4 protein-coding genes are annotated in these 3,484 nt (G+C 72.5%); 2 read left to right on the top strand and 2 right to left on the bottom strand.

The annotated features are described in order from the left end of the window. A partial coding sequence (locus tag AC1DP0_RS19735; protein ID WP_478087853.1) for a hypothetical protein occupies positions 1-1,255 on the top strand: 1,255 nt, incomplete at its 5' end. Here the strand turns inward: AC1DP0_RS19735 and AC1DP0_RS19730 are convergent. Both AC1DP0_RS19730 and AC1DP0_RS19725 read right to left on the bottom strand, forming a co-directional pair. Beyond that, positions 1,252-1,641 carry an SRPBCC family protein gene (locus tag AC1DP0_RS19730; protein ID WP_478087851.1) on the bottom strand — a complete coding sequence of 130 codons (390 nt, stop codon included), beginning with the start codon at positions 1,639-1,641 and terminating at the stop codon, positions 1,252-1,254. The genes AC1DP0_RS19735 and AC1DP0_RS19730 overlap by 4 nt on opposite strands. An 18-nt stretch (positions 1,642-1,659) precedes the next feature. After that, a complete protein-coding gene (locus AC1DP0_RS19725; protein WP_478087849.1) occupies positions 1,660-2,145 on the bottom strand; it encodes a cupin domain-containing protein in 486 nt (161 codons plus the stop codon). 82 nt (positions 2,146-2,227) lie between these two features. Between AC1DP0_RS19725 and AC1DP0_RS19720 the strand changes: the two genes are divergently transcribed. Then, positions 2,228-3,484: FAD-dependent oxidoreductase (locus AC1DP0_RS19720; protein ID WP_478087847.1), on the top strand; the 1,257-nt coding region annotated here is incomplete at its 3' end.

The following is a 3,484-nucleotide window of genomic DNA, read 5'->3' as shown; positions in this document are numbered from 1 at the left end:
GAGCCGGACCGCTCCTGGCAGCGGGACGGGCTGCTGGCACCGGCCGGGCTGGACATCTGAGGTGGACGTCCTGCTCAGGGTCGCACCCGAGGTGCGGCTCAGTTCCTCTGCGTCCGGACTGCGCGCGACCCTGGAGGGCGAGCGGTCAAGACCCGACACGGGGGTCGGGTCGCGCCTCGCGTCGAACCGATCCGCCCCGACCGCCGACGAGCACCCGACCCTGATCGAGCTCGAGGCTCGCGCCCGGCAGGCCCAGAAGTCCGACGACCTGCCCGCGCTCTGGTCGGTCGAGGAGACGCTGCGCTCGCTCCACCTCGAGAACCACCCGCTGCGGCGCCGGCCCGAGACGCCGGAGGCCGGCGGGCTCCCCGCCAGGGAACGGGCCCTGCTCGAGCGCAACGCGTTCGAGGCGGCCCTGCCGCGGGTGTCGGTGTTCAAGCGATCGGCGCGCAGCAAGGCACGGGCCGCCGCCGAGACCGAGGCCGACACCTTCGGTCGTGCCCTCGACCTGGCGCAGGTCGTCATCGCCCAACACCGGGCTGCCGTCGTGAACGACCAGTGGAGTGCCCTCGCCGGGCACGACCGCAGCGCCGTCATCGCCGAGCTCGACGCCGAGTTCGCCGCCGCCGGATGCGGGTGCACGTGCATCGACGCCGGGTGGGACGCCGAGAGCTCGCGGGGCTACGTCACCATCGTGACCCGCTACCCCGACATCGACATCGTCGCCGAGCGGGGGCCCGGCTTCTCCTCGAGCGGCCGACCGATGCTGCGCCGCCGCACCCGAGCCGAGCGCAACTCCCGCTACCTCAGCGGCCTCGCGTCGTTCGCGCTCGCTGCCGCACGCCGGGCGATCAGCGTCGCCGTCGCAGCCGATGACGTCCACCTCGTCGTGGTGCGTCGGACCGGCGACGGTCTGGAGCCGATCTACGTCGGCAGCCTGAGCCGCGAGGCCATCACCCTGCGACCCGCGCTCGCAGACCCGGTGCCGCTGCTGCTCGGGTCAGCGGTTCGGCCCCTGCAGTTCGACGGCCCCGCCCACGACCTCGTGGCCGTCACCCCGCACGACGACGTCACGGACATCGTTCGACGGTGCGTCGCTGCGCTGGACGACGGCAGGGTCGAGACCGAGCCCGGGGACAGCGAAATCGTGGACACCGAAATCGTGGACAGCGAAATCGTGGACAGCGAGGCCCTCGGGGGCGTCGAGCACGAGAAGGCCGACGGCATACCTGCTCGTCCGGAGCCGACGGACTAGAGCTCGGACCGGACGAGGCGGCGGAGGGCCAGCGCGGCCACCGGGCGATAGCCGATGACCGCGAAGGCCGGCGCCTCGATGACGAGCTCGGTGGCGCACCCTCCGGGCGTGGGACGCACGACGTGGTCGAGGGTCGCATGGACGAAACCGAGACGCACGCGCCAGCTCCACTCCATGACGTCTGCGTCGACGGCCAGCACCTCGAATGGCACGCGGATCCCGAGCGGCCCGACGACGAGCCCGGCCAGGCCGGACCTGATGCGACGGGTCGCTGCGATGACCTCCGAGATCTGCGGCGACCACGTGGACCAGAGGTCGAGGTTCTCGTAGCGGCTCCACGCCACCGCGGGGTCGGCGCCGCCTTGGACGGTGATGGTCGCGCGCATCGCGAGTCGGCTGGTCGCTCAGACGCCGTCGGAGGGAGCCGACGGCGCCGGCCCCTCGACGTTGACGGTGGGAGTCCCGGAGCCGCACCGGACGATGACGGCGCGGGAGGTGTCGTCGCCGGGGTTGGACTCGCGGTGGACGGCCCCGGCCGGCACGCGCAGGAAGTCTCCCGGGCCGGCCTCGACGACGACCTCGCCTCCGGGTCCGGACTCGAGCCGCATCCGGCCCGACACGACGTAGAGCGTGGTGTCGTGGTCGCCGTGGTGGTGCCACCCGGACACCGCGCCGGCCTCGGTGTCGACCGTGCCCGACCACATCGACTCGGTGTGCAGGGCGACCTGCCGGCTCATCCCCGGCGTGGGGTCGGCAGGGCTGAGGTCGTCGCCGGCGACGTGGGTGCACGGCTGGGCCGCGTTGGCCTGCACGGAGGTCTGTGCGGAGGTCTGTGCGGAGGTCTGTGCGGAGGTCTGTGCGGAAGTCGGCGCGTCGGTGTGCTCCGTCATGCCCCCATCAAACCCCACCCAAACCTCCAGAGCTCTAGCCTTGTCGTGTCCCGTCAACGCCATCGGCGAGATGAGGTGGACCATGACAGCTGCGCGTGCGGGCCGGGTCGTCGTGGTCGGCGGCAGCATGGCCGGGCTGCTCGTGGCACGGGCGCTGGCCAATCACGCGGAGTCGGTCGTCGTGCTCGAGCGGGACCGCCTGCCGGCTGAGGTCGCGCCGCGCGGTCGGGTGCCGCAGGGGCGGCATCTGCACGTGCTCCTGTCCGCCGGCCTCGAGCTTCTGCGCGAGTGGTTCCCCGGGATCGAGGCGGAGCTCACGTCGCACGGTGCGGTCCCCGTCGACGGCAGCGACGCGTGGGTGCACCAGGGCGGTGGCTACCGGACGCGCGGCTACTGGGGCCGGCCGGGTCTGGGCATGACCCGTCCGCTGCTCGAGCACGTCGTACGAGGCCGGGTGGCTGCTCTTCCCGGTGTGACGATCGAGGACGGCATGACCGTCGGGGCGGTCACGATGCGGCTGGGACGCGTCACCGGGGTCGTCGTGGACGGCGAGCCCCGGACGGCCGACCTCGTCGTCGACTGCTCCGGGCGCAGCTCTCGCATCGCCCACGACCTCGCGGCCTCCCAGGTGCTCGACCCGCCCGTCACCACCGTCGGTATCGACATCGGCTACACGTCCTTCTTCCTGCGTCGCTCGCCCGGTGACTTCGAGGGCATGCTGCTCGTCAGCATCGAGAACCCCGGCACGTTCCGCGGTGGGGCCGTCGTGCCCGTCGAGGGCGACCGGTGGCAGGTGACCCTCTCCGGTGTGCACGGGGACGTGCCCCCGACGAGCGACGCCGAGATCGAGCGCTTCGCTGCCTCCCTGTCGACGCCGGCGGTGGCGCAGCTCATCAGGCACTGCGAGCGGGTCTCCGACATCGAGACCTACCGCTTCCCCTCGAGCCGACGCCGGCACTACGAGAAGGTCCACGCGCTGCCGGCGGGCTTCGTCACCGTCGGGGACGCGTCGAGCAGCTTCGACCCGATCTACGGACAGGGGATGACGTCGTCCGCGCTCCAGGCGGCAGCGCTCGGCGACGTGGTGGCGCGGACGGGCATCGGGTCCGATGACCTGCCGAAACGATTCCACCGCAAGGCCGCTCGTATCATCGAGGCTCCGTGGCGCATCGCGGTGGGCGGGGACTTCGGCCACCCGCAGACCGTCGGCACGCGCCCGGTCGGGACGGCGCAGCTCAACGGCTACATGGTGCGCGTCATCCACGCGGCTCACGCGTCCCTGCCCGTCACGCGGTCGTTCAACCGCGTCCTCCAGCTCGAGGACCCGCCGACGGCCCTG

It is taken from the genome of Terrabacter sp. P5_B1, from assembly GCF_056400505.1.
The sequence above is the reverse complement of the archived record's forward strand: the minus strand, read 5'-3'. Positions and strand labels throughout refer to the sequence as shown.